Consider the following 24,672-nt stretch of genomic DNA (forward strand, 5'->3'; position numbering starts at 1 on the left):
TGTTGGCATCTTCGCGTTGTCTGCCGGGAGGGGCGCCATGTCCGTTCGCTATGAAGTACGCAGTGCAGCCCTGACCGGGCTGGCAGCCGCGGTAACGAGCCTGGGGGGCGATCTGCAGACGCTCCTGGCACGCGTGGGCATGAGCGCTGATGCGCTGGACGACGGCGATGGTCCGATTCGCATCGATCAGTTGATCCGTCTGCTGAACGAAGCAGCCGTGCAGCTGGAGTGTCCCGATCTGGGCCTGCGCGTGGCTGGCCACCAGGGGCTGGAGATGCTCGGTCTGCTGGGCCGCCTGCTGGTGCGCGAGGCGAACCTGCAGGCCGCCTTCACGGCGGCTCAGCGCTACCTGGCGCTGCACAACAAGGCCGAGCATTGGCAGCTGCTGACGCTGGAGGGTCGTATTCAGGTTCGCCGTATCGAGCATTTCTTCGCGCTGGAGGGAGCGCAGCAATATCGGGAGATGGCCATCTGCGCCTATGCCCGCCTGGTGCGTGCGGTAGGCGGCGCCGACCTGCGCCCGCTGCGGGTGGAGTTCAGCCATAGCCCGGTAGCTCCGCGTGCCCGCTATCGCCAGCATCTGGGCTGCGAGGTGCTGTTCGATCAGGAATACGACTGCCTGGTGTACGACGCCAGTATCCTGCAACGCCCGGTACTGTCCATGGCTCGCGATGATGCCCAGCGCTTCGAGGAGGTGCTGCGCGGACATCTGGACAGCCTGCAGGACAACCTGGAGCTGCAGGTGCGCAGCCTGATCGTGCAGACCCTGGGCATGCGCCAGCATTCGCTCGGGCATATCGCCGAACTGCTCGGCCTGCATCCGCGAAGCCTGCAGAGGCGCTTGCGGGATGAAGGGCTGTGCTTCAAGCAACTGGTGCATCAGGTGAAGATGGATACTGCCGGTTGGCAGGTAAGGGCATCAAGCATGCCGCTGACGTTACTGGCCGATGTGCTCGGCTACGCCGACCAGGCGGCCTTCAGCAAAGCCTTTCGCAATCACTTCGGCCAGTCGCCCTCGAGCTGGCGCAAGGTTCATCGCTGAAAGGCGGTCGCTAGAAAGGTGGTGCGCTCGGCTTGCGCTGCGCAGAGGCGACCACCTCGAAACGCAGCACGCCGATCATCTGCCCGGCCTCGGTGACCACTCGCACCCGCCAGCGCCCTTCGGGGGAGGCAGGGAAGTTGAGCTTGTGCGTCCAGGCACGATAACCCTCCTTGCGCCCGCCGCTGATGTTCAGGGCAATGCGATCGACTTCCCGGCCGTTGTGCTGCCAGACGTGATAGATGCGCTCGTTGAGGCCGCGTGGGGCATTGATCGAGGTGTAGGCGTAGAGACCGTTGGCATGCAGGCGCTGCGGCGTGATCTGCGTCAGGCTCTCGCCGGGCGTGCGCTGTTTGCCGTCGAAGCGGTCACTGATTGCCACTTCGGTCAGCCACAGGGTTGCCGGCGGTACCCATACCCGTGCCATCCAGCCGGCGCTGGCCATGGCCAGTGGCAAGACGGCAAGCAGCAGGATGCGTCGCCAGCCGGTAGCACCGACCAGTCCCGGCAGGCTCGGCAGCGCCAGCAGCGTGGCGGCCGCCAGGGCGATGCGATAGCTCTGCGGCGTGCTGAGGTGAAAGATGACCGGTAGGGCAGTGAGCGTCACCGCAAATAGCGTCAGGCTGTGAAATATCAGCAGCAGCCAGCGTCGGGGAGCCAGCCAGCGGTAGTAGACCGGGTCGGTAATCGATACCAGTGCAGCGATCGCCAGCAGCCCGCTGAACAGCAACTGGCCACTGTTCCAAGTGGTAGTGATGAAGAAGAACGGCAGGACGAAGAACAGGCTTTCTTGATGGATCATCTGCGTGCCGTAGCGCAGCAGCGGCAGCGGTAATTCGAAACCGAAGCGTCGTGCGATGCGTTCACGCAACAGGCTTTCCAGGATCAGCCAGACCCAGCTGACTACCAGCACTACGCCCAACACCTTGGCCAGATGTGCCTGGCGGTCGACCAGCAGAAAACTGGCCACCCCCGAGACGAAGCCGAACAGCGCGACCAGCCCGGGATAGCGCTTGAGCAGGGCAATCAGAAGGGGAATGCGGTCGAGCAGGGCTTTCATGGGCGCGGAGCGTTGGGGTGTTGGGCGCGCATCCTAGGCAGCGTCCGCTTCGGGTGCAAGCGAGTCGTCAGCTGCGCTGGCGATGCCGCGCCGCTTGCGGCAGTATTGCGCCCCCGTTTCACCACCGAGTCCGAATACGATGAAATTCATCCATCAACGCGAGCATCTGGAAGAGGGCGATCTGGTGGTCATCCAGTGTTCGCAGCCCTGCAACATCCGCCTGATGAACGATGCCAACTTTCGTGCCTTCAGGAACCGTGGTCGGCACAGCTACCACGGCGGGGCGTTCATCAAGTTTCCGGCGAAGATCCGCGTTCCCTCCAGCGGTTTCTGGAATATCACCCTGGATACCGTTACCCGGCGCGCCGTGAGCATGACGCGCAAACCGCAGATGGAATACAGCATCAGGATCGTTCGCCGCCCGGGCGCCTGATCGCCGCTGCTGCGGCTCGAGAAAAAAGCTAAACGCTGGTGGCCGTTTCGCGGTCACAACTCCTGAATTCCGAAAAAGGAGAGCCAGCATGCTCAAGTTTCTAGGCGGCACCGTCGGTATCATTTTCATCATCGGCCTGATCGTGGTGATCGGGTTGCTGAAACTGATCTTCTAGCCATACCAGCCCCGCTGCAAGCAGCGGGGCTGGTTGCATCAGAGCCTCTTGCGCTGGTTGCCCTGGTGTTGTTCGCAGGTCATGAAGCCCTTGCTGTCTACCCGCTCGCTGAGGTCGAAGTCCACGTAATAGGGCTGTTCCAGTCCATCGACGTTCATCACGTAGTTGTTGCAAGTGCCGCCGGTGACGTCGTTCTGTACTTCCGAAGAGGGCGGCCCGCCCAGAGTGCGTACCTGTTCCTTGGTCATGCCGCGTTCGACCTGCTTGACCAGAGGCTCGTTGCGAAAGGTCACGTAGTCAACCGGGTTCTCCATAGTCGAACAACCACTCACTGCGGCCGCTACGGCCAGTACTGCAAGGCTGTGTTTGTACATGTCATCGCTCCGTCGAATGAGCCGAAATGGCTCGACAGAATTTGGAGCGGTGCTCATGCAGGGAGTTCGTGTTTTTCGATGATCGGCGCCAGTTGCCTGGGTGTTGCTCGCCTGTGAATGAAAAGAGCCCGCTTTCGCGGGCTCATTTGCATCAGTCGTCGTAACCGAGGTTCGGCGCCAGCCAGCGTTCGCTGACCGCGATATCCTGGCCCTTTCGCTCGCTGTAGCGCTCGATCTGATCCTTGTCGACCTTGCCCACGGCGAAGTACTGCGCTTCAGGGTGGGCGAAGTACCAGCCGGAGACGGCGGCGGCCGGGAACATGGCGTAGTGCTCGGTGAGGAACACGCCACTGCGACCGGCCTTGTTGTAGTCGGCCGCGGGATCGAGCAGTTTGAACAGCGTGGCCTTTTCGGTGTGATCCGGGCAGGCCGGATAACCAGGGGCAGGGCGGATGCCCTTGTACTGCTCGCGGATCAGCGCGTCGTTGTCCAGTTGCTCGTCCTTGGCGTAACCCCAGTACTCCTTGCGCACGCGTTCATGCAGCCATTCGGCGCAGGCTTCGGCAAGGCGGTCGGCCAGTGCCTTGACCATGATCGAGTTGTAATCATCGCCCTTGGCCTCGTAGGCCTTGGCCACTTCCTCGGCACCGATGCCGGCGGTGGTGATGAAGCCGCCGACGTAATCAGTCACACCGCTTTCTTTCGGCGCGACGAAGTCGGCCAGCGACAGGTTCGGCTTGCCGTCCGGCTTGATGGTCTGCTGGCGCAGGTGGTGCAGGGTGGCGAGCGGCTCGCCGTTCTCCCCGTAAACCTCGATATCGTCGTCCTGCACCTGATTGGCCGGCCAGAAGCCGAACACGGCGCGGGCCTTGATCAGCTTCTCGTCAATCAGCTTGCGCAGCATCGCCTGGGCGTCATTGAACAGGCTGGTGGCCGCTTCTCCGACCACTTCGTCGGTGAGGATGCGCGGGTATTTGCCGGCCAGGTCCCAGGAGATGAAGAACGGCGTCCAGTCGATGTATTCGGCCAGCACGTTGAGGTCGATGTCGTCCAGCACCTGTGCGCCGGTGAAGCTGGGTTTCGGCGCGCTGTAGCCGGCCCAGTCGAAGGCCGGCTTGTTGGCGATGGCGTCGGCATAGCTCAGACGCTCGGTGCGGGTCGCCCGGGCGGCAGTGCGCTCACGCACCACTACGTATTCGTCGCGGGTCTTCTGCACGAAGTCGGCCTTCAGCTCCCTGGACAGCAGCTGGGTGGCCACGCCTACGGCACGCGAGGCGTCGGTGACGTAAACCACCGCGTCGTTGCTGTACTGCGGGTCGATCTTCACCGCGGTGTGGGCCTTGGATGTGGTTGCACCGCCGATCATCAGCGGCAGGGTAAATCCCTGGCGCTGCATTTCCTTGGCGACATGCACCATCTCGTCCAGCGACGGAGTGATCAGACCGGACAGCCCGATGATGTCGCACTTCTCGGCAATCGCCGTCTGCAAGATCTTCTCTGCCGGCACCATTACGCCCAGGTCGACGATGTCGTAACCGTTGCAGCCCAGCACCACGCCGACGATGTTCTTGCCGATATCGTGCACGTCGCCCTTGACAGTAGCCATGAGGATCTTGCCCTTGGCTTCCGGCTTGTCGCCTTTCTCGGCTTCGATGAAGGGGATCAGGTGCGCCACGGCCTGCTTCATCACCCGGGCGGACTTGACCACCTGGGGCAGGAACATCTTGCCCGAGCCGAACAGATCGCCGACCACGTTCATGCCCGCCATCAGCGGCCCTTCGATCACTTCGATCGGGCGCGCGCATTGCTGGCGGCATTCTTCGGTGTCTTCCACGATAAAGGCGGTGATGCCCTTGACCAGAGCGTGTTCCAGGCGCTTGTCCACCGGCAGCGAACGCCATTCCTCGTTCTCGACTTCCTTGGCCGCACCGTCACCCTTGTATTTGTCGGCGATGGCCAGCAGCGCCTCGGTGGCACCGTCGTTACGGTTGAGCACCACGTCCTCGACCGCATCGCGCAGCTCTTTGGGAATCTCGTCGTAGATCTCCAGCTGACCGGCGTTGACGATGCCCATGGTCAGGCCGTTCTGGATCGCGTAGTAGAGGAATACCGAGTGGATTGCCTCGCGCACGGGGTTGTTGCCGCGGAACGAGAACGACACGTTGGACACGCCGCCGGAGCTCAAGGCGAAGGGCAGGTTGTCGCGAATGAAGGCGCAGGCCTCGATAAAGTCCACCGCGTAGTTGTTGTGTTCCTCGATGCCGGTGGCCACGGCGAAGATATTCGGGTCAAAGATGATGTCTTCCGGCGGGAAGCCCACTTCGTCCACCAGGATGTCGTAGCTGCGCTTACAGATCTCTTTTTTGCGTTGCGCGGTATCGGCCTGGCCGACCTCATCGAAGGCCATCACCACCACAGCGGCGCCGTAGCGCTTGCACAGCTTGGCGTGGTGCTTGAAGGCCTCGACACCTTCCTTCATGGAGATCGAGTTGACGATGCCCTTGCCCTGGATGCATTTGAGGCCGGCTTCGATCACTTCCCACTTGGAGGAGTCGATCATGATCGGCACGCGGGAGATGTCCGGCTCGCCGGCGATCAGGTTGAGGAAGCGGACCATGGCAGCCTTCGAATCGAGCATGCCTTCGTCCATGTTGATGTCGATCACCTGGGCACCGGCTTCAACCTGCTGCAGGGCGACTTCCAGGGCCTCGGTGTAGTTCTCCTCGCGGATCAGCCGGGCAAACTTGGCCGAACCGGTGATGTTGGTGCGCTCGCCGACGTTCACGAACAGCGAATTGCGGTCGATGGTGAAGGGCTCAAGGCCCGACAGCCGGCAGGCCTTGGGGATGTCCGGAATCGCACGCGGCTTGTGCCTGGCCACGGCTTCGGCAATCGCCTTGATATGCGGCGGAGTAGTGCCGCAGCAGCCGCCGATGATGTTGAGCAGGCCGCTGGCAGCAAACTCCTCGACCACTTCGGCCATCTGCTCCGGGGTTTCGTCGTATTCGCCGAAGGCGTTGGGCAGGCCGGCGTTGGGGTGGGCGGAGACGTGGGTGTCGGCCTTGGCTGCCAGCTCGGCCAGGTACGGACGCAGCTCCTTGGCGCCGAGGGCGCAGTTCAGGCCGATGGAGATCGGCTTGGCATGGCGGACCGAGTTCCAGAAGGCCTCGGTGGTCTGGCCGGACAGGGTGCGGCCGGAGGCATCGGTGATGGTGCCGGAGATCATGATCGGCAACTCGACGCCGTCTTCGTCGAACACCTGCTGCACGGCGAAGATCGCTGCCTTGGCGTTCAGGGTATCGAAGATGGTCTCGATCAGGATCAGATCGGCGCCGCCTTCGATCAGGCCGCGGGTGGCCTCGGTGTAGTTCTCTACCAGCTCGTCGAAGGTGACGTTGCGGTAGCCGGGGTCGTTGACGTCCGGGGAGATCGAGCAGGTGCGGCTGGTCGGGCCGAGCACACCGGCGACGAAACGCGGGCGGTCCGGGGTTTCCAGGGTCTTGGCGTCGGCCACTTCACGGGCCACGCGGGCGCCAGCCACGTTCAGCTCGTAGACCAGATCCTCCATGTCGTAGTCGGCCTGGGACACGCGGGTAGCGTTGAAAGTGTTGGTTTCCAGGATGTCGGCACCGGCATCCAGATATGCCTTCTCGATAGCGGCAATGATCTGCGGCTGGGTAAGCAGCAGCAGGTCGTTATTGCCCTTGACGTCGCTGGGCCAGTCGACGAAACGCTCGCCGCGGTAATCGGCTTCCTCCAGCTTGTAGCTCTGGATCATGGTGCCCATGCCGCCGTCGAGGATCAGGATGCGCTCCTTCAGGGCTTGCTGGAGGGCTTGGAGGCGGGCGCTGCGATCGGACATGAGAACTACCTGAGCAAAGCTGGAACAAAGGTGCGCGATGATAGCAAAGCTGCAGGGTTCTGGAGCGCCTTGGCGGTTTCCATGAATTTCATTCATGTTGCTGAGATCGCCGTCTCGCTAGAATCGTCGGCACCGGATTCAAGGACGTGGCCATGCTCAAGCCTGCTGCACTGCTATTTCTTTCCTTCGCAGCTGGCCTGGCCCGCGCCGAAGCAATTTCCTACATTGATGACGTTCAGCCCATCCTCACTCACAAATGTGTGGCCTGCCACTCCTGTTACGACGCGCCCTGTCAGCTCAATCTCGGCAGCGGTGAGGGCATTCTGCGTGGCGCCAGCAAGCAACTCGTCTATGACGGCACGCGTACCAAGGCGCAGCCGACCACGCGGTTGTACCTGGATGAGCAAGGCGAGGGCGCTTGGCGCAAACGCGATTTCCATTCGGTGCTCGATGGTCAGAGCGGTCAGGCTGCGCTGATCAAGCGCATGCTGGAACTTGGGCGAAGCCGACCGCTCGAGCCCAACGCCAAGTTGCCCGACAACCTGGATATCGCCATCACTCGCGCCAACAGTTGCCCGACGCCGGTCGAATTCGCTGCCTATGCGCAGAAAAATCCCCATGGTGGTATGCCATTCGCCGTAACCGGCCTGAGTGATGGCGAGTACGCCACTCTGCAACAGTGGATGGCGCAAGGAGGTGCTGTTACCGAACAGACGCTTGAGCCCAGTGCGGCCGAGCTGCGCCAGATAAAGCAGTGGGAAGGCTTTCTGAATGCTCCCGGTGCGCGACAGGACCTGGTGTCGCGCTGGTTGTACGAGCATCTGTTCCTCGCTCATTTGTACTTCGGGGACGGCGAGCCAGGGCATTTTTTCCAGATCGTGCGCTCCCGTACCCCTGGCGGCCAACCCGTCGATCCCATCGCCACCCGTCGCCCGAACGACGATCCCGGTTCCGAGTTCTACTACCGCCTGCGGCCGATTCAGGGGGTAATCGTGCACAAGACGCATATCACCTATCCCCTGGGCGAGGACAAGCTGGCACGGGTCAAGGCGCTGTTCTTCGGCGAGGACTGGGCACTCGACGCGGTACCGGGTTATGGCGCGCAACGTCGTGCCAACCCGTTCGAAACCTTCGCCGCGATCCCGGCAAAGGCGCGTTATCAGTTCATGCTCGATGACGCCGAATACTTCGTGCGCACCTTCATCCGTGGCCCGGTGTGCCGCGGGCAGATCGCCACCGATGTGATTCGCGACAATTTCTGGGCGTTGTTCCAGGCGCCGGAGCACGATCTGTACATCACCGATGCCGAGTATCAGCGCGAGGCCACGCCACTGTTGGCCATGCCTGGCCAGTTCGACGATATCGGCGATCTGCTGGGGCTGTGGCGCAACTATCGTGACAAGCGCAACGCCTATGAGCGCTTGCGCAAGGATGCCTACGCCGACGCGCCGCCGGCGGACTGGGAACATGTCTGGAGTCGCAACGACAATGCGCTGCTCTCGATCTTCCGCCAACACGACAGTGCATCGGTTCGCAAAGGGCTGTTGGGGGAGGTTCCGCAAACCCTCTGGTGGCTGGATTACCCGCTGCTGGAGCGCACCTACTATCAACTGGTGGTCAACTTCGATGTATTCGGCAATGTCTCGCACCAGGCGCAGACACGCCTGTATTTCGACCTGATCCGCAACGGTGCGGAGGTGAATTTCCTGCGCCTGTTGCCGGCTCCTTCTCGCGAGGGTTACCTCGACGACTGGTATCAGAACAGCGGAAAACTGAAGATGTTGCTGGATTACACCTCGGTCGATCACCGCTCGCCAAGCGCCCTTGGACTGACGGACAAGGACCCGAAGAAGCAGTTCGCCGAACAGTTGCTGCAACGCTATGCGAGGCTCAATGCACGGCCTGATCCGATCAACCGCTGCCTGGGGGCGCACTGTTATCGCAACGGTCTACCCAAGGAGCTGCAGCAGGCCGAGCAGGCACTGTCGCGTCTGGCCAGTCGTCCGGCAGCGGGCTTGCGGGTGATTGATCATCTACCGGAAGCGACCATGCTGCGGGTGGAGCTGGGCGACGGCTCGCGCGAGATCTACAGCCTGCTGCGCAACCGTGCACACAGCAACGTGGCCTTCATGCTGGGTGAGGAGCTGCGCTATCAACCGCGCCTGGACACCCTGACCATCTACCCGGAAGTGCTGAGCAGTTACCCGAACTTCCTGTTCAGCGTGAAGGCCGGTGAGGTGGATGCCTTCGTCAGACAGATGGAAGGTGTCAGCAATGCAAAATCCTTCGAGCGTATCGTTCAACGCTGGGGCGTGCGCCGCAGCCATCCCGAGTTCTGGCGTTATTTCCACGATCTGGCCGAGCATATCCGTGAAACCCAGCCGCTGGAGGCAGGGGTACTGGATATGAACCGCTACCAGAATCTCTAGCAAAGCGCGAAAACAGCGCGCCTCTGCCCATACACCGGCCTTTCTCCCGCCAGTGAGGTCGGACCTTGGAGCGTTCAGTCAGGCAACCGGTCTGAAACCAGCGAAGAAGGATTTCGGTTAGCAAACCGAGCGAGAGGGTTGTGGCTGCTATCCCGAGTAATTTAGTAGGACTTTATTCGGGTCGTCACTTGGCGTACAATCTGCCGCATGACCGTGAGGAGTTGCCATGAGTGCCATCACCATTACCCAAGCTGCCGAAGACTATCTGGCTGAGCTGCTGAGCAAGCAGGACACCCCGGGTATCGGCATCCGCGTTTTCATCACCCAGCCGGGTACGCCCTATGCGGAAACCTGCATCGCCTACTGCAAGCCGGGTGAGCAGAAGCCTGAAGACACCGCCGTTGGGCTGGCCAGCTTCACGGCCTGGATCGACGCGATCAGCGAGCCTTTCCTCGAAGATGCCGTAGTCGACTACGCTACCGACCGCATGGGCGGCCAGCTGACCATCAAGGCGCCGAACGCCAAGGTGCCGATGGTCAACGAGGATAGTCCGCTGAACGAACGCATCAATTACTACCTGCAGACCGAGATCAATCCCGGTCTGGCCAGCCACGGCGGCCAGGTCAGCCTGGTCGACGTAGTCGATGAAGGCATCGCCGTGTTGCAGTTCGGTGGTGGTTGCCAGGGCTGTGGTCAGGCTGATTACACCCTCAAGGAAGGTATCGAGAAAACCCTGCTCGAACGTATTCCCGAACTCAAGGGTGTGCGTGACGTGACCGACCACAGCAATCGCGAAAACGCCTATTACTGATAGGCGCTTGCGCATGAAAAGGGGCGACAGTTGTCGCCCCTTTTTTGTTCAGGCCTTGTGCACGCGTTTGCTGGAGGCAGGAAAACGTTTGAGTTTTTCCGCTGGACGGATCGGCCGCCTTACCAGTTCACCGCCACAGTTCGGGCAGCGTAATGCCAGAACCGACTCGGCGCAGGAGCGGCAGAAGGTGCATTCGAAGGAGCAGATCAGAGCGTCAGGACTGGCTGCCGGCAGATCGCAGTCGCAGTTCTCGCAATTGGGGCGCAGTTCAAGCATCGTCCGGACTCGGCACGTTGGGGTTGCAGGAGTCTGCAATCTTCGGAGAGCCGGGTGCAACGGGAAAATCTGGGGGCGCGCAAGGCGCCCCGGAAAGGACTTACTCGGGCATGCTCCACGGTGCCAGGTCGAAACCCTGGCTACGCAGCTCGTCGCGGGAACGCTGCAGCGCCTCTTCCAGCTGTTGCGGGTCGGTATAGGTTGCGCTGGACAGTTGGCGACCGAGCAGACGGGTGCTGGTGCGGTCGACGACGCTGATGTTGACGATACCGGTGCCATTCTGCGCTTCCCAGGCCACGCACTGGAACGGGCGGAAGGCGCGATCGGCAATCAGCAAGGCTTCGTTGAAACGCAGTGGTGTATTCATGGGTTCGGTATCTCCGAGTTGATCCCAACAATTTAATTGCGGCCAGCATGTTGGCCTTACATTGCTGTTGATGAACTCAATGAACCCAAAAGTCACAGGTTGCTGGAAAAAGTTTTATTGCTGCGCGAAGTGCCTCAATTAAAACTTCGGACGTCTCGGCGATTACAACTTTCTACTGTGAAAGTTCCACCTCTGCCTGCCCGTCCTTTACCTGCGGCTCAGGCGCAGCGGGGGGCGGAGCGTTGCGCTGATGTCGGTAGGCACTTACCGCTTCATATACCGACTTGCGCAAACGGTTAATCCCACCGATAGGGCGGTGTTCGGGCAACGCATGCCAGGGGTTGAAGGACAAATTGTCGCAGAACAGGTTTTGTTCGTGACTATCGAAGTCCTGAGGTTGCACGGTTATGCGCGCGACGCTTTCGAAGGGCGATATCTTTTCACTCCATACCACTGTCGGATCTTCGATGGGCATGTAGTACTGCGCGTTCTGTTTTTGCACCTGAAGTTCGAAGCATGCGGGGGCGCGATCCAGTGACAGCTGCTGGTAAAGCGCGTTGCGCAGGAAATTGGGCAAATCGGTGTTCTGTTCCGGCAACTCATAGGGTGGGCAATTCTGCGGTGCCGGTATCACACGGTACTTGATGTTCAGCTCACCGAGCTTGAACGGAGCGATGGAGTTGTAGGTCGTAGCCACCGGGCTTTGCGGTGCAGGCGCCAGGGTCTTGAGCGCGATGATCATGTGGCGTATTTCCCAGGTTCGCGGGTCCCAGCTGGGAAAGAACGCCTGGACCTTCTTGCCGTCAGCCTGGGCGGCGAAGTTGCTGCGATACTCGGCCACGTCGCGCACGAAAAAGGCCGGGTGATTGAACATCACGAAATCCTGCTCCCCGGCATGTGCCGGGTTCTTCATGAGTTTTTCACCTGGCACGTCGAGCAGCTTCAGAGCCATGCCGCGGGCATCGCGGGCGCGGTCGAACTGCGGGTAGGCATTGCCGTTGGACAGACGCATCCAGGCTTGCCAGGTATGCCCTGGCTCACTGAATACGCCGTGGCGCAAGGATTCGTCCAGTGTGTCCAACACCTGTACCTCGGCTCTGACGCAACCGTGTGCCTTGGCATGGGCGTCGCGCAGTACGCGGGTATTGTCACGGTGCTGTTCGACGATGCGCACCGCATCTTCAATGATCAGCCGGCTCAGGGCGGCTTCATCCGGGGCGATCTCTTCCTGGGTGGAAACCGGGCCGGAGAATTTCCAGGCGTAATAGGCTTCGCCCAGTCCCCAGCCAACCAGACCGACGAGCGTGACGGTCAGCAGCAGTTTGCCAAGCAGACGACCCAGCCAGATCCAGAAGCGTTTCAACATCGTTGCAATCCTTGTTCTTGGTATCGGTTGAAATCAGCCTTCGCAGCTCGGGCCCGGCGTCCAGGGGCGTACCGGCACATCACTGAGCTGGCTTTCCAGTTCGGCATTGCCGAGCACCTTGAGGTATTCGATCAGTGCCAGGCGCTCGTCTGGTGACAGGGCCCGGCCGATCACACCTTCCTGACGGCAGCCATCGCGGAACTCGTGGCCACCGTTGCCATTGCCGGTGATGCGGGTGTCGAACAGGAAGCCGCCGGCGAACTGCTCGCTGCGATAGCCCACCCGTACCGGATCGTATTCAAAGTTGCCGACCCAGAACTGAGGCTGCCGTTCATAAACAGGGGAGAGCAGTTCGAACAGATTGGGTACCGAGCCGTTGTGCAGAAAAGGTGGCGTGGCCCAGATACCGTCGAGCGGGCGCGCCTTGTAGCCGCGTTTCTCCTGTACGCCGATGGGCAGGCCGTAACCGTCCATTTTCTCGCGCTGACGTGGTCCTATGCCGGCGTCCTGATAGGCGCGGTTTTCCACATAGGCGGTGATGTAGGCCAGGGCCTTGGCACTGGAGATGTTCTTGAAGTCGATGTCATCAAGATTGGCGCCGAATAGCTTCACATCCAGCTTCGACAGCTCGGCCTTGGTCCAGCCCAGCCGGCTGATGTCGAAACGATGGTCGGCGATGTTGTTGGCCGTGGTCGGATCGGTGCCGACGATGGTGAGCGGCACCACGCGCATGCGCCACTCGGGATCGCGTGATGGTGCCAGGCGCTCGTTGTGCGGCTTGGGATCGGCCGCGTGGCAGTAGGCGCAATTTTCAAGATAGAGTGCCTTGCCGCGGCTGGCTTGGGGCAGGTCCACCTTGCCGAATATGGCTTGCGGCCATTTGGGTGGCTGCAGCTGCTTAAGGGTTTCTTCGAGGGTATACAGGTCGTGCAGGCGCACGCCTGAGGCGTAACGGTCGGCTTCGGCCACGCCTTGGCCGTGTTCATCAAGCAGGTGCAGGCTGGCGCCTACGCCAAGAGCCTCGCCGACATTGCGCGCCATTGGCTGCATGGCCGAACCATTCCACTGTACCCAGTCGAATTTCCAGATATCCCAGAGATGTGGATAGCTCACCGGGGCATTGGCGACTCGGTAATTGACGGCGTCCAGCGCGTCGCCGAATACGGTGTTGGCGATCCGCCCGAATGCATCGGTACGGCCAAACCCTTCTTCGGTCGGGTAAAGACCGCGATGCCAGTCGTTGAATGCCGTCGCCAGCAGGCGGTCGAGTACCTGCTTGAACTCTTCACGTAGCTGGTCACGGCCCTGCGGATACCGGTCCCCCAGAACTTCCTGAGCGAAACGACGGAATTTCAGCGGGTTGTAGTAAGTGAAGGCCATGCTCATGCCCAGCGCCTGACCGAAGCCTCCGCCGCGCAGAGTGGGAACGGTGGATGCCAGCGAGTGCAGGGCGGCGCCACCGTCGATACGCACGGCCTGGCCCTTGTAGCGCAGTTCGCCGGTGTGACAGGCGGCGCAACTGATATCGAGAAAGTGCTCTCCGCTCTCGCTGTCCTGATGGCGGGTAAAACCCACGGGCAGGTTGCCCGGATTGAGTGCGCTCGGCTGCTGCTGAGGATCGGTGAGAAAACCGAAGCGGGCGAGGTGATCGAGACGAGCGAACTTTTCAGTCCCGAATGGCATCTCCAGGGCGCTGAACCAGTCGTAGCGCAGTCCCTTAACCGTGGTGCCTTGCGGTGTGTAGTAATAGGTCTGGCGCTGCTCGTCGCTCCATTGCTGCAAATAATGCAACTCTCTGGGCTGCTGGTAGGTCGGCAAGTTGGGGTTGGCCACGTAATACAGGGCCACTGCCAGGACTATCAGCGCCAACAGAATGACGAGCTTCAGGGTACGACGGAGCAGACGCATCGGAAACATCCTTGTAGCGTTCTTATTAGTTCGCCTCTTATGCCAATACTGCAGAGTGTTGGCAAGGTGCCATCGTTCCGATAATGCAATCTACGCAATAACTAACAGGAACAAGGTTTATAAATAAATGATCCATTAAACGTCAAAGTTCTTGCTAGCGTTACAGTTAGAAGCGCCAACGCATTGTTTTTATTGAACTTACAAAATAATGGCGCCAAGGATGAAGTATGGAGGCGGTATCCGTCCTATCACGGCATCTGCTGGTGCTAGAACCTTTCGCAGTATGTGAGTGGCTGACCGAGTCGCTGCAGGCTGCGGGTTGGACCTTGCAGCCATGTACGCCAGAAACGGTCCATGAGCACTTTGGCGATGCGCTTTTGCTTCACCTCGATCAACAACCTGGCCATATTCGCAACGACCTGCGTCATGCAGGCCTGGCGTGCGTGGCATTGGTGAGTACTCAGCTCGCGAAGTCGAACGATATAGAGGAGCTGCTCGCTGATTGGCTCTTCGCGGCGCTGCCATTACCGGTGGACATGGCAAGCCTGCTGGAAACCTTGCAGCAGGCGCAGGCCTGCACGCGCCTGCTCAGGTTGAATAGCGGGCGGCAGCCGCTGCATTTTCTGGGCAACAGTGGCCCGGCGCGAAGTCTGCGCAAGCAGGTGGATCATCTGAGCCGGATCGAAGCCCCATTGCTCATCAGCGGCGAGCGGGGCAGCGGCAAGCATATGCTGGCTCGCTTGCTGCACCAGCGTTCATCGCGCCAGACACAGCCCATGCGCTTCATGGATTGTGCCGCGCACTTCGACGACGCGACGATGGCCGCTTCGAATGCCACCACTGTTCTGCTGGATAATGCCGCAGAGCTGTCCGATGCAGCCCAGCAGCGCCTGCTGACATACCTGTTGGCTCATCCCCGAGCCGCGCTAGTGACTCTGGATCGAGGGGAACTGACGCAGGCGGTGCAGCAGGGACATTTCAGTCGGGCTCTGCATCATCTGCTGGCAACGCAACAACTGCACACGCCGAACCTGCGCGAGCATCCCGGCGATCTGTTGCTGCTGGCCGAGCATTTCGCCAAACAGCACGGCGCACTGATCGGCCGGCACCACCGGCGTTTCAGCGAGGACGCGATCAACGCCATGATCGGTCATGCGTGGCCGGGCAATGTGCGCGAACTGCACCATCGCGTGGTCCGGGCGCTGGTACGAGCACAGGAGCGACAGATTCTGGCGACCGATCTGGAACTGCAGCCGATTGCGCTCGATAGGGACGCGCCGGTGACGCTTGAGGAGTACATCCTGCGAGCCGAGCGCCAGGCGCTGAACGACGTGCTCGCGCGCTACACCCACAACATGAGCCAGGCGGCGCGCTCGCTCGGGATTTCCCGGCCAACCTTCTATCGCCTGTTGCACAAGCATCGCTTGCGCTGAGGCTCTTGCTGTAACGCCGGGGAAACACTGCTAAGGTGCTCGTCGAACTAACGCCAAGGAGATCTGCATGCACCCGTTCGACGCCGCGAAGCCGCCGAAGCTGGCCATGTTGCTGGGGTACGCCGGGCTGTTGCCATTCGTCGGTGGCGCCCTGGGTATCTGGGTGATCCCCTTGGGCTGGCGACCTTTCGTGCTTGATGCACTGCTGGATTTCTCGGCCGTGATCCTGGCCTTCATGGGGGCCATTCACTGGGGCCTGGCGATGCGCGCGGAAGAGACCGACGAGCATGCCCAGTTGCAGCTGGGGCTTTCGGTGATTCCCCCGTTGCTGGGTTGGGCTGCGCTGGCCGGCGGGCTGCCCGTGAGCCTGTCGCTGCCGATCTTCCTGTTTGCCTTCATCGGCCTGTATCTGGCCGATATGCATGCAGTGCGCGTCGGGCTGGCGCCGCAATGGTACCCGGCGCTGCGCACGCCTCTGACGGCGGCGGTCTGTCTGAGCCTGTTAGTGGCCTGGGCCAGCGTGCTGATCAGATGATCCGAGTAGCGCCGCCACCTGCTCCAGCGCCGCCTGGCGCCGTTCGCTCCAACTGCCGGACAACTCGCTGAACGGCTGGCGGTGCAGCAGCAGCCAGTCCCGGCAGGCGCGATGAAACACCTGGCGCTCACTCAGCTGCGGTTGGCAGCGCTGGCCATCCTCGACCCAGGGCACTCCAGCGGGATCGAGCAGCAGGTGCTGGTCATAGTGACGTGCAAGCAGCTCGTTCTCCAGCCAGTCCGGGCAATCGTCAAACAGGCACCGGCTCCACAGCATGTTGCTCAGCAGGTGCGTGTCGAGAATCAGTAGCGAAGGTCTGACAGCCCGAGCGGTGTCCTCCCAGGCCAGTTGGCCGCGGGCGATTTCGGCAATATCGGCGTAGCAGGTATCCCGCTGCTGCGTGTCGATGAAGTGGCGGACGTATTCGCCTACCACCACGCCGCCGAAGTGCGCCTGTATTTCCCCCGCCAGCCAGCTCTTGCCGCTGGATTCCGGCCCGGTCAGTACCAGTACTTTCATGGTGCAGTCTGCAAGGCAGAGTCGCGGCGCCAGCTCAGCCAGCCGCTGACAGCCAGGGCAGTGAAGGCTGCGTAGAGCGCGGCGGTGAGCAACAGCTCGCTATACAGAAAGAAGGCTACGTAGCAGAGGTCCACGATTACCCACAGTGCCCAGCATTGCAGGCGTTTCTGCGCCATCCACAATTGCGCGACGAGACTGAAGGCCGTCAGTGCCGAGTCCAGCCAGGGTGAGCTGGCGTCGGTATAGGTGACCATCAGGTAGCCGAGCAGCCAGGCGCCGAGAGCCCCTGTCAGCAGGCCGGCAGCAAGCGAAAGGAATCCCAGTCTGCTGACCTTGCGCCCGTCGTGACGTTCGCCGCCGCGGGTCCACTGCCACCAGCCGTAGAGTTGCAGGGCGGCGAACAGCAGTTGCAGGAGCAGGTTGGAGTACAGGCGCCAGTCGTAGAACAGCCAGGCGTAAAGCAGCACCATGACCAGCCCGATGGGCCAGCACCAGGGATTCTGCCTGACGGTCAGCCAGACCGCGATGATGCCGAGCCCGGCAGCAATGAGTTCGAGCCAGGACATGCGGCGTCCTCAAAGAGAAAGGGGCTGGCGATTGTACTGATGTCGCCGGTTCAGCACACCAGGCTGTCGGCCTGCCGGTAGAGCATCAGCAACTTGCGGGTAATGGTCTGCTGGATGTCCTCACGCTCGAAGCTCGACAAGCGCTCCAGGCGCGCCAGTTGCAGGCGATGCAGGTGGATGTAGGGCATCTGTTGGTCGAACTCGCGCAGATCGCCCTTCATCAGTACGGGAAGGAACAGATCACCGATCTTCTTCTGGTTGCTGATGATCTGCGCCAGAGCCGGTTTGAATGGCATCGTCTTCGGGGCCGGCCCGCCGTCCTTGATCTGGGTGCTGAGCAGCAGACCGGGTTTGCCCTGCACCTTGCCCGGCAACACGCACAGACCGGTCTTGCGAATAGCCTGGCTGTCGATGCCGTGCAGGGTGTCGTGGAAAGCGTAGGGGTTGGGCAGCACCACCATCTTGCGTCCGAGGTCGGTGGGGAAGTGCAGGCTGTAGTTGGTGTACAGCTGCCCCACCGATTCGGAGTAAACGCACAGACGGTTCTCGAACAGCTTGATGAAGCGTTCAGCCAGCTCCCGCCGGGCCATGCTGTCCAGGTCCCAGATCAGGTCCTGGTTCTGTGGCCGACTGAAATCGACCTCCTGATGCTGCATGCTGCTCATGCGTGCCTCATACGCGGAACTGCCCGAGCAGACGATTGAGTTGGTCGGCCAACTGTTTCAGATGCTGACTGGCCGCGCTCGACTGTTCGGCAGCCTCGGCGGTGTTATGAGCCAGCACTGCGGTCTGCGTAACGTTCTGATTGATGTCTTCCACCACGTGCGACTGTTCCAGGGTGGCGCTGGCGATAGACGCGTTGAGCCCGGTCAGGTTACGCAGCGACTGGGCGATCTGGGCGAGGCTTTCGCCGGCCTGGCTGGCTTGCTCCACGGTCAGTTGAGAGGCGCGGCTACTTTCGTGGATGACTTTGACGGCCGCCTCGGAGTTGCCCTGCAGGCGCTCGATCATGCTCTGGATTTCGGCAGTGGACTGCTGTGTACGCTGGGCCAGAAGCCGCACCTCGTCCGCAACCACGGCAAACCCCCGGCCCTGTTCGCCAGCGCGCGCCGCTTCGATGGCTGCGTTGAGTGCGAGCAGGTTGGTCTGCTCGGCGATGGAGCGTATCACTTCCAGCACGCTGCCGATCTGCGTGCTTTCGCTGGCCAGCGACTGGATGACCTCTACGGCCTTGTCGATGGTGCCCGAGAGCTGGTCGATCTGGCGCAGGCTTGCTTCGATATTCTGCTGGCCCTGACTGGCCTGATCCTCAGCCGAATGCATTTCGCTGGAAGCGTGCTCGGCGTTCTTCGCCACGTCCTGGACGCCGTAGGTCACCTCATTGACAGCGGTAGCCACCAATTCCATCTGTTGCGCCTGTTGCTGGCTGTGGCGTTGCGCTTCACTGGAAATGTCGCCGAGTGTCCGCGCGGCCTGATCCAGCGAGCCGGCCGAATCGAGCATCTGCCGGATGACGTGGCGCAACTTCTCGGTAAAGGCGTTGAAATGCTTGGCCAGCGAGGTGAGTTCATCGCGGCCGTGGGCGTCCAGGTTGCGGGTCAGGTCGCCTTCGCCGCTGGCGATGTTGGCCATGGCGTCCACGGCGGCCTGTAGCGGCTGCACGATGCTGCGGGTGATCAGCACCACCAGTGCGGTAAGGAGGAGGGCGATCAACAGGCCGATGCTCATGGCTTTGATCGCCTGGGCCCTGAATTCCTCCTGCACGTCATCGACATAGACGCCGGAACCGATGATCCAGCCCCAGGGCTGGAACAGCTCGACGTAGGAAATCTTCGGTACGGGATCGCTGGCACCCGGCTTCGGCCAGCGGTAATCGACCTGGCCGGCGCCCTTGCTGCGGGTGATGGCGACCATCTCGTTGAACAGCGCCTTGCCATCCGGGTCCTTGAACCCCGAGAGATTCTGTCCCTCAAGCTTGACGTTCATCGGATGCATGAGCATGACGGGGGTCTGGTCGTTGATCCAGAAGTACTCCTGACCGTCGTAGCGCAGGCCGCGTATCGCTTCCATCGCCTGTTTCTGCGCGTCTTCGCGGCTCAGGGTGCCGGCGCTTTCCAGATCATGGAAGTATTTGAGGATACCTGCCGCACTCTGCACCACATGCTCGGTCTTCTCCGATTTGCTGAGGTAGAGGTCGGCATGGATCTGGCGCAGCATGTAGGTGCCTTGCAGGATCAGCGTCAGGATGGCCAGGGCCAGAATCAGCCACAGGCGGCGGCTGATGGGAAGACTGCGTAAGCTATTCATGGACGAATACCAGGATGTTGTAATTATCGACAACCGAGCGCCTCCAGGATGCGCGAGCCAATACTGTCACATTGAGGCGTTATTCACTCTAGTTGTCTGATAGCATTTCGGCAGCTGGGCGCAGAACCTGAACAAGCACTTGCCCAGCCCCACGCGAGGAACCTCCGCGGTGGGTTTGTGTCCCACGGCCGGGCCTATGTTCACGTTTCAGTTTTACGCGTAGGTGAGTCGCCGCGCTTTGGGGGATTTGATGGATATCTGGATGGCCTTTCAGGCCCTGATTCTGGGCACGGTGGAAGGCCTGACCGAGTTCTTGCCCATTTCCAGTACCGGGCATCTGATCGTGGTCGGTGACCTGCTGGGCTTCGAGGGGGAAAAGGCAACCGCATTCAAGATCATCATCCAGCTTGGCGCCATCCTGGCCGTCATCTGGGAATTTCGCGCGAAAGTGCTCGGCGTGGTAATGGGCTTGCCCAATGATCCGAAGGCCCAGCATTTCACCTTCAATCTGCTGCTGGCATTCATTCCGGCAGTCATCTTCGGTCTGGCCTTCGCCGATCTGATCGAACACTGGCTGTTCAATCCCATTACCGTTGCCATGGCACTGATCATCGGTGGTGGCGTCATGCTTTGGGCCGAGAAGCGTAATCATGCGATCAGGGCCGAAACGGTGGACGAGATGAACTGGAAGCTGGCGCTGAAGGTAGGCTTCGCCCAGTGTCTTGCGCTGATTCCCGGCACTTCGCGCTCGGGCGCCACCATTATCGGTGGCCTGGTATTCGGTCTGTCGCGCAAGGCCGCTACCGAGTTCTCCTTCTTCCTGGCCATGCCGACCATGGTGGCGGCCACGGTCTATTCGCTGATCAAGTACCGCGACATTCTGCAGATGAGCGATTTGCCGTTTTTCGCCGTCGGTTTCATCAGCACCTTCATCGTCGCGATGATCACCGTGCGTGCTTTGCTCAGATTCATCACCAATCACAGCTACGCAGTGTTCGCCTGGTACCGAATCGCTTTTGGTCTGCTGATTCTCGCCACCTGGCAATTGCACCTGATCGACTGGAGCACTGCGCAGCCGTGATCGATACCGAGCGCAAGGGGCGCCTGAAAAGCTGGGATGACGACAAGGGCTTCGGTTTCATCCAGCCGCAGGACGGTGGAGCCGAGGTTTTTGCACATATCTCCGTGATGCGCGGTGATCGCCGGCCGCAACTCGGTGACGAGGTGCTGTTCATCCAAGGGCGTGATCCTCGCGGCCGGCCGCGCGCCGAGCATATGCGTCTGGCGGGCGCGCTGAGTCTCGATCGCCAGGCGATCCGGCGAGAATCAAGGCGTCCGGAAAAGGCTGCTCCGGCCGCACGAAGGCCTCCTGCCAGGCCTGCGCAAAAGGCAGTAGCGCAAGGATCCATCCGGAATTTCTCCAGCAAGGCCGTGATATTCGCGCTGCTGTGCGCATTGCCGTTGCTCGGTGCCTTGCAACTGTTCGGCAAGGGGTTCTGGTGGCTGTTGCCGCTTTATCTGCTGGCCAGTCTGCTGAGCTTTGCCCAGTACTGGCTGGACAAGCGCAGCGCCCAGACTGGAAGTCGTCGTACGCCCGAAAACACCTTGCACCTGGTAGAGCTGGCCGGGGGATGGCCAGGCGCGCTGATTGCCCAGCAGACCTTCCGCCACAAGACGCGCAAGGCGTCCTATCAGGCGATTTTCTGGCTGATCGTCGCGGCTCATCAGGCGTTCTGGATCGATCTGCTGCTACTCGACGGCAGGTATGTAGCGCACTACATCCTGTCACTGACGGCGTAGCAGGACAGGCTGCGGAGGCACTGGCATTTACCCGAGGTAAACGACTATTTTTGGAGTCCGGAGTCCGCAGGGGAGGGACTCCGTCAGCCTGGCGAGAGCAGTATGCCAACGACAATAACAATGAAAAAAAGCAGGGCAGCCGGCGCGGGACAGCGCCTTGCGGCCTGTGTCCGAATCTTTGGCCTCGTCCTGTTGGGCTGGCTTTCCGTTTCCGCGCATGCTTCTGCCGTGGTGCACCTGGCCCTGGGCGGCACGCCCGAGTCAGTAGCCTATTCCCGCCTGCTGCTCGAGCAGGCTCTTGCCTTGGGGGAACATCGGGTCGTCGTGCAGGAGCTTGGCAATCTGCCGATGACGCGCCTGGAGCTCATGTTGCAGCGTGGGGACGTCAGTGCACTGATCCTGGGGCCTACAGCAGAGCGTGAGCGCCGGTTTCTGCCGGTTCGGGTGGATATGACCGACAATCTGGTCAACCAGCGCATCCTCTTCATTCCCAAGGGGAGGCAGGCGTTGTATGACTCGGTGCGGGGGCTGGAGGACTTTCGCCGTCTGCAGCTGGTGGCAGGCATGGGCTCGGCCTGGGCGGATCGGACCATCTGGGAAATGAACGGCCTGCCAGTGACGACTGTCGACGGGGACTGGAAACGGCTCTACCGCATGGTGGCCTCGCAGACGCGGCCGATCGACTATCTGCCTCGCGGCGCCCACGAGATGGCGAGTGAGTGGAGCCAGCATCCCGGCCTGGAAGTGGAGCGCAACCTGGTATTCAGCTACGCACAGGATCACATTCTCTACGTTTCACCGGCGCGCCCGGAGCTGCACCGGTTACTGCAGGAACTGTTGCCGCAGGCACAACGCAGCGGTCTGATCCGCCGCCTGGCCAGGGAACACTATCGTCAGGTCTTCGAGCCTCCAGTCAGCCTGCAGCAGCGACGGATCATTCACCTGGAGATGACCACCCCGCTATAGCAGCAGCCCCGGCTGCAGGCGTTTCGGCAGCCTGCGCACTACCAGCTGATGCGAGCGAGTCAGCAACTGGCGCAGTTCGTCGTCGCCCAGAGGCAGTTGTCGGCTGCTCATGCTGATCCAGTGTGCGCGGGCCAGATAGGGTGCAGGGCGAATGCCCGGGCGGTCGACATAGCCGAGGAACAGGTCGTCATCGACCTTGAAGGCCAGATCCTCGCCGACGAAGTGGAGAATGGCGAACATCTTGTTGCCTGCCACCGAAAACACCCGATTGCTCCCCCATTTGATGTCTTCGCGAGCGCCAGGCAAGGCGAGACAAAAGGCGCTGATCTGATCCGTTGTCATGAATGTCTCCTTGAAGGTCTGCAGCGCAGTCTAGTGTGCGCTGCGCCAATAGGCTGCTGCGTTCTGTTATCTGGCGGGGCGGTTTCCACTGGGATAGCGTTCCTGCCCAAGCCGAGGACGGTGCACGTCAGACCGAATTGCCAGCAATTCATGGCTTTTCGGCATCATGTATGGCTGTCCTGTAGACTCCGCGTCCCGTGATCATCCGCGAGCTGGCGCCATCTGCTGCCGGTCGATACCCCCATGAAAGCCCGTAGCCGCTTCTGGTTCATCCTCTGTCTGCTGTTCAGTCTGTCGGTATCGGCCATGCCGGCCTGGGCTGGTGCTCGGCTGCTCGACGCTGCAGGCGAGAACCAGTGGCCACTGGCCCTGACCACCCATGTCGGTTTGCTGGAAGATCCTTCGCGGACGCTGACACTGGCGGATGTCAGTTCCCCCGGGTTCGCCGGGCGATTTCACTTCGAGCAGGCCGACAGTGCCTCCTTCGCCCTGGGTTTTACCCGCTCGGCCTACTGGTTTCGTCTGGATATCGGCAACTCCGGCGAGCAGCCAGTGAGCCGTTTGTTGGTGGTGGACAATCCACGCATTTCCTTTGTCGATGCCTTCGTGCCGGACGGGCAGGGTGGTCATCACAGCTGGTTCACCGGGGCGGACCGGCCGCAGAGCGCCAAGGCGTACAGCAACCGCAACTTCGTCTTCCCGCTGCACCTGCCGGCCCACTCGCGCCAGGTGATCTACGTTCGGGTCGAATCGAGCATCGGCCTGCTGGTACCACTGAAACTCTGGTCGGTGGAGGCGTTTCATGCCTACGAGCGCGAGGACTACATGGCACGTGCCGGCTACATGGGCATTGCCGTGGCGATGATGCTGTTCAACCTGATGCTGTTCATTGCGCTGCGTGACCGCCTCTACCTGCTCTACGTGATCTTTGTGCTGTGTGCCGTCTGCGCACTGACGGTCAAGAACGGCATGGCGCCGGACTGGACATTGTTCGGCCTGCCGCTCAACTCCAACGTGGCGTACTACTCGGGCGCATCGCTCGCGCTGAGCGGGATGCTGCTGTTTATGCGCCGCATGTTGCAGACCTCACACCTACTGCCGCGAACCGACCGCTGGTTGTTGGCGCTGGTGGCCATATATCTGGTTTCACCACTGATCTATGCCAACATCCTGCCGCAGGTCTCACGTATGGCCATCGTGGTCAATCTGCTCACGGCGCTGATAATGATGGGGGTGGGTCTGGTCTGTGCCTTCAAGCGTCAACGCAGTGCCTACTTCTTCCTCGCAGCCTTTGGCCTGCTGATTCTCGGCGGTGCCACCACCACCCTGCGAGCCCTGGGCATCTTGCCGACCAACGCATTCACCGAAGACGGCCTGCAGATCGGCTCGTCACTGGAGATGCTGCTGCTGGCCTTCGCCCTGGCCGATCGCATCAACGTCATGCGTCAGGAAAAACTCCAGGCCCAGGCCTGTCTGCTGCAAACCCAGACGCAGCTGGTGGAAACCCTGCAACGCTCCGAGCGTGACCTCGAGGACCGTGTCGCGGCCCGGACCGCAGAGCTGCAGGTGCTCAACAGCCGCCTGGAAGTTCTCAGCCTGACCGATGCCCTGACCGGACTGGCCAACCGTCGGCATTTCGATGAGGTGCTGGCCAGGGAGTGGAAACGTGCCCAGCGTCTCGGCGAGCCCCTGGCCCTGGCTGTGGTGGATGTCGACTGGTTCAAGGCCTACAACGACCATTATGGCCACCCGGCCGGCGACGCCTGCCTGCAGCAGGTGGCGAACATCCTGAAGTCAACCATCAGCCGTTCCACCGACCTGGCGGCGCGTTACGGCGGCGAGGAGTTCGTATTTCTCGCACCAGCCACGGGGCTGCCTGGCGCACGGAGCATGGCCGAGAAGCTGGTGAGCACCGTGGCTGGGCTGGAACTGGCGCACGCTGCATCGCCTCTGGGCCATATCAGTATCAGCGTAGGGGTAGCGGTAATGCAGGGCGAAACTGCTGGCGCTGCGCAAGTCCTACTGCAACGCGCCGATGCAGCCCTGTACCAGGCCAAGAGCCGGGGGCGTAACCAGGTGGTATGCGATGGGCAGGTATAAAAAA

Annotated in this window: 22 protein-coding genes; 10 read left to right on the plus strand and 12 right to left on the minus strand. The window is 61.3% G+C overall.

The features are described 5' to 3' along the window. Positions 1-37 precede the first annotated feature (37 nt). On the plus strand, positions 38-1,042 hold the full coding sequence (locus tag OEG79_RS10280; protein WP_264148616.1) for an AraC family transcriptional regulator: 1,005 nt from the start codon (positions 38-40) through the stop codon (positions 1,040-1,042). 10 nt (positions 1,043-1,052) lie between these two features. On the opposite strand, the gene OEG79_RS10285 is transcribed toward OEG79_RS10280, so the two are convergent. Continuing rightward, a complete protein-coding gene (locus tag OEG79_RS10285) occupies positions 1,053-2,099 on the minus strand; it encodes a DUF2914 domain-containing protein (RefSeq protein ID WP_264148617.1) in 1,047 nt (348 codons plus the stop codon). A gap of 139 nt (positions 2,100-2,238) precedes the next feature. On the opposite strand from OEG79_RS10285, the gene OEG79_RS10290 reads away from it, so the two are divergent. After that, a complete protein-coding gene (locus tag OEG79_RS10290) occupies positions 2,239-2,532 on the plus strand; it encodes a DUF1883 domain-containing protein (protein WP_264148618.1) in 294 nt (97 codons plus the stop codon). Between the two features lie 213 nt (positions 2,533-2,745). On the opposite strand, the gene osmE is transcribed toward OEG79_RS10290, so the two are convergent. Then, positions 2,746-3,081 (minus strand): osmotically-inducible lipoprotein OsmE, encoded by a 336-nt coding sequence (gene osmE, locus OEG79_RS10295; RefSeq protein ID WP_264148619.1) that lies wholly within the window; start codon positions 3,079-3,081, stop codon positions 2,746-2,748. Between the two features lie 151 nt (positions 3,082-3,232). Next, positions 3,233-6,943, minus strand: a complete 3,711-nt coding sequence (gene metH, locus OEG79_RS10300; protein WP_264148620.1) for a methionine synthase — start codon at positions 6,941-6,943, stop codon at positions 3,233-3,235. A gap of 152 nt (positions 6,944-7,095) precedes the next feature. Between metH and OEG79_RS10305 the strand changes: the two genes are divergently transcribed. Then, positions 7,096-9,372, plus strand: coding sequence for a fatty acid cis/trans isomerase (locus tag OEG79_RS10305; RefSeq protein WP_264148621.1), 2,277 nt, complete (start codon positions 7,096-7,098; stop codon positions 9,370-9,372). Between the two features lie 226 nt (positions 9,373-9,598). Continuing rightward, positions 9,599-10,183, plus strand: a complete 585-nt coding sequence (gene nfuA / locus OEG79_RS10310; protein ID WP_264148622.1) for a Fe-S biogenesis protein NfuA — start codon at positions 9,599-9,601, stop codon at positions 10,181-10,183. 48 nt (positions 10,184-10,231) lie between these two features. Here the strand turns inward: nfuA and OEG79_RS10315 are convergent, their stop codons facing one another. The 4 genes from OEG79_RS10315 to OEG79_RS10330 all read right to left on the minus strand — a co-directional run bounded on the left by OEG79_RS10315 (position 10,232) and on the right by OEG79_RS10330 (position 14,100). After that, positions 10,232-10,459: a DUF1272 domain-containing protein gene (locus tag OEG79_RS10315; RefSeq protein ID WP_264148623.1), complete on the minus strand. Its 228-nt coding sequence runs from the start codon at positions 10,457-10,459 to the stop codon at positions 10,232-10,234. A 100-nt stretch (positions 10,460-10,559) separates the two neighbouring features. Further along, positions 10,560-10,826 (minus strand): hypothetical protein, encoded by a 267-nt coding sequence (locus OEG79_RS10320; protein ID WP_264148624.1) that lies wholly within the window; start codon positions 10,824-10,826, stop codon positions 10,560-10,562. A gap of 172 nt (positions 10,827-10,998) precedes the next feature. Further along, complete coding sequence (locus tag OEG79_RS10325) at positions 10,999-12,192, minus strand: catalase family protein (RefSeq protein WP_264148625.1); 1,194 nt, start codon at positions 12,190-12,192, stop codon at positions 10,999-11,001. Positions 12,193-12,225: 33 nt separating this feature from the next. After that, entirely contained in the window at positions 12,226-14,100 is a 1,875-nt protein-coding gene (locus tag OEG79_RS10330; protein ID WP_264148626.1) for a di-heme-cytochrome C peroxidase, read from the minus strand. 227 nt (positions 14,101-14,327) lie between these two features. Between OEG79_RS10330 and OEG79_RS10335 the strand changes: the two genes are divergently transcribed. After that, positions 14,328-15,533: a sigma-54-dependent transcriptional regulator gene (locus OEG79_RS10335; protein WP_264148627.1), complete on the plus strand. Its 1,206-nt coding sequence runs from the start codon at positions 14,328-14,330 to the stop codon at positions 15,531-15,533. A 67-nt stretch (positions 15,534-15,600) separates the two neighbouring features. Further along, positions 15,601-16,068: a DUF3429 domain-containing protein gene (locus tag OEG79_RS10340; protein ID WP_264148628.1), complete on the plus strand. Its 468-nt coding sequence runs from the start codon at positions 15,601-15,603 to the stop codon at positions 16,066-16,068. Here OEG79_RS10340 and OEG79_RS10345 read toward each other — a convergent pair. The 4 genes from OEG79_RS10345 to OEG79_RS10360 are packed head-to-tail and all read right to left on the minus strand — an operon-like array spanning position 16,036 to position 19,460. After that, on the minus strand, positions 16,036-16,587 hold the full coding sequence (locus tag OEG79_RS10345) for an AAA family ATPase (RefSeq protein WP_264148629.1): 552 nt from the start codon (positions 16,585-16,587) through the stop codon (positions 16,036-16,038). The genes OEG79_RS10340 and OEG79_RS10345 overlap by 33 nt on opposite strands. Then, entirely contained in the window at positions 16,584-17,153 is a 570-nt protein-coding gene (gene pnuC / locus OEG79_RS10350) for a nicotinamide riboside transporter PnuC (RefSeq protein ID WP_264148630.1), read from the minus strand. The genes OEG79_RS10345 and pnuC overlap by 4 nt, the downstream gene beginning before the upstream one ends. 50 nt (positions 17,154-17,203) lie before the next feature. After that, a complete protein-coding gene (locus OEG79_RS10355) occupies positions 17,204-17,818 on the minus strand; it encodes a hypothetical protein (RefSeq protein WP_264148631.1) in 615 nt (204 codons plus the stop codon). Between the two features lie 7 nt (positions 17,819-17,825). Then, the gene (locus tag OEG79_RS10360; RefSeq protein ID WP_264148632.1) at positions 17,826-19,460 is read right to left on the minus strand and encodes a methyl-accepting chemotaxis protein; all 1,635 of its coding nucleotides are present in this window, start codon (positions 19,458-19,460) and stop codon (positions 17,826-17,828) included. Positions 19,461-19,710: 250 nt separating this feature from the next. Between OEG79_RS10360 and OEG79_RS10365 the strand changes: the two genes are divergently transcribed. The 3 genes from OEG79_RS10365 (at position 19,711) to OEG79_RS10375 (ending at position 22,226) form a co-directional block, all read left to right on the plus strand. Beyond that, positions 19,711-20,541 (plus strand): undecaprenyl-diphosphate phosphatase, encoded by an 831-nt coding sequence (locus tag OEG79_RS10365; RefSeq protein ID WP_264148633.1) that lies wholly within the window; start codon positions 19,711-19,713, stop codon positions 20,539-20,541. Further along, entirely contained in the window at positions 20,538-21,260 is a 723-nt protein-coding gene (locus OEG79_RS10370; protein WP_264148634.1) for a cold shock and DUF1294 domain-containing protein, read from the plus strand. The genes OEG79_RS10365 and OEG79_RS10370 overlap by 4 nt, the downstream gene beginning before the upstream one ends. 192 nt (positions 21,261-21,452) lie before the next feature. Next, positions 21,453-22,226, plus strand: coding sequence for a hypothetical protein (locus tag OEG79_RS10375; protein ID WP_264148635.1), 774 nt, complete (start codon positions 21,453-21,455; stop codon positions 22,224-22,226). Here OEG79_RS10375 and OEG79_RS10380 read toward each other — a convergent pair. Next, positions 22,221-22,568, minus strand: coding sequence for an MmcQ/YjbR family DNA-binding protein (locus OEG79_RS10380; RefSeq protein WP_264148636.1), 348 nt, complete (start codon positions 22,566-22,568; stop codon positions 22,221-22,223). The genes OEG79_RS10375 and OEG79_RS10380 overlap by 6 nt on opposite strands. A 243-nt stretch (positions 22,569-22,811) precedes the next feature. On the opposite strand from OEG79_RS10380, the gene OEG79_RS10385 reads away from it, so the two are divergent. Beyond that, complete coding sequence (locus OEG79_RS10385; RefSeq protein ID WP_264148637.1) at positions 22,812-24,668, plus strand: diguanylate cyclase; 1,857 nt, start codon at positions 22,812-22,814, stop codon at positions 24,666-24,668. Positions 24,669-24,672: the final 4 nt, after the last annotated feature.

This window comes from Pseudomonas sp. Z8(2022) (assembly GCF_025837155.1).
Classification (GTDB): Bacteria; Pseudomonadota; Gammaproteobacteria; order Pseudomonadales; family Pseudomonadaceae; genus Aquipseudomonas.

Coding starts and splice junctions, on each gene's coding strand:
- OEG79_RS10335 (WP_264148627.1), top strand. CDS start 14,328: ATGGAGGCGGTATCCGTCCTATCACGGCATCTGCTGGTGCTAGAACCT.
- nfuA (WP_264148622.1), top strand. CDS start 9,599: ATGAGTGCCATCACCATTACCCAAGCTGCCGAAGACTATCTGGCTGAG.
- pnuC (WP_264148630.1), bottom strand. CDS start 17,153: ATGTCCTGGCTCGAACTCATTGCTGCCGGGCTCGGCATCATCGCGGTC.
- OEG79_RS10285 (WP_264148617.1), bottom strand. CDS start 2,099: ATGAAAGCCCTGCTCGACCGCATTCCCCTTCTGATTGCCCTGCTCAAG.
- OEG79_RS10315 (WP_264148623.1), bottom strand. CDS start 10,459: ATGCTTGAACTGCGCCCCAATTGCGAGAACTGCGACTGCGATCTGCCG.
- OEG79_RS10320 (WP_264148624.1), bottom strand. CDS start 10,826: ATGAATACACCACTGCGTTTCAACGAAGCCTTGCTGATTGCCGATCGC.
- OEG79_RS10340 (WP_264148628.1), top strand. CDS start 15,601: ATGCACCCGTTCGACGCCGCGAAGCCGCCGAAGCTGGCCATGTTGCTG.
- OEG79_RS10385 (WP_264148637.1), top strand. CDS start 22,812: ATGAAAGCCCGTAGCCGCTTCTGGTTCATCCTCTGTCTGCTGTTCAGT.
- OEG79_RS10380 (WP_264148636.1), bottom strand. CDS start 22,568: ATGACAACGGATCAGATCAGCGCCTTTTGTCTCGCCTTGCCTGGCGCT.
- OEG79_RS10330 (WP_264148626.1), bottom strand. CDS start 14,100: ATGCGTCTGCTCCGTCGTACCCTGAAGCTCGTCATTCTGTTGGCGCTG.
- OEG79_RS10365 (WP_264148633.1), top strand. CDS start 19,711: ATGGATATCTGGATGGCCTTTCAGGCCCTGATTCTGGGCACGGTGGAA.
- OEG79_RS10280 (WP_264148616.1), top strand. CDS start 38: ATGTCCGTTCGCTATGAAGTACGCAGTGCAGCCCTGACCGGGCTGGCA.
- OEG79_RS10290 (WP_264148618.1), top strand. CDS start 2,239: ATGAAATTCATCCATCAACGCGAGCATCTGGAAGAGGGCGATCTGGTG.
- OEG79_RS10345 (WP_264148629.1), bottom strand. CDS start 16,587: ATGAAAGTACTGGTACTGACCGGGCCGGAATCCAGCGGCAAGAGCTGG.
- OEG79_RS10355 (WP_264148631.1), bottom strand. CDS start 17,818: ATGAGCAGCATGCAGCATCAGGAGGTCGATTTCAGTCGGCCACAGAAC.
- osmE (WP_264148619.1), bottom strand. CDS start 3,081: ATGTACAAACACAGCCTTGCAGTACTGGCCGTAGCGGCCGCAGTGAGT.
- OEG79_RS10305 (WP_264148621.1), top strand. CDS start 7,096: ATGCTCAAGCCTGCTGCACTGCTATTTCTTTCCTTCGCAGCTGGCCTG.
- metH (WP_264148620.1), bottom strand. CDS start 6,943: ATGTCCGATCGCAGCGCCCGCCTCCAAGCCCTCCAGCAAGCCCTGAAG.
- OEG79_RS10360 (WP_264148632.1), bottom strand. CDS start 19,460: ATGAATAGCTTACGCAGTCTTCCCATCAGCCGCCGCCTGTGGCTGATT.
- OEG79_RS10325 (WP_264148625.1), bottom strand. CDS start 12,192: ATGTTGAAACGCTTCTGGATCTGGCTGGGTCGTCTGCTTGGCAAACTG.